Here is a 254-nt window from a genome sequence, read left to right on the forward strand (position 1 = left end):
TGGCCTGGCCCCGGGGAGGCTCCGGCACGTTACCGATCAACACCAGGGGAGGACCGAGTGTCGAGATACGAAGACCGTGCTGCGTCGTACGCCAGCGACGCGGGTGGTCGGAATGGTGAGGAGAGCCAGACCGACGCGATCGGCGAGGGCCTGGCCGCAGTCGCGTACGCACTGCTGGACGTTGCCGCCGCGATCCGCGAACAAACCGAGGCGCAGCAGCGGTAGTCGACGCGGGGAAGGGGTGCCCGGCCGCA

General features: G+C 69.7%; 1 protein-coding gene. It reads left to right on the plus strand.

Annotated features, from left to right (window positions below; all coding sequences use genetic code 11):
- The first annotated feature begins 57 nt into the window (after positions 1 to 57).
- The gene (locus VR45_RS47730) at positions 58 to 225 is read left to right on the plus strand and encodes a hypothetical protein (RefSeq protein ID WP_159394565.1); all 168 of its coding nucleotides are present in this window, start codon (positions 58 to 60) and stop codon (positions 223 to 225) included.
- Positions 226 to 254 lie beyond the last annotated feature (29 nt).

The sequence above is a fragment of the Streptomyces sp. NRRL S-495 genome (assembly GCF_000966955.1).
Lineage (GTDB): Bacteria > Actinomycetota > Actinomycetes > Streptomycetales > Streptomycetaceae > Kitasatospora > Kitasatospora purpeofusca.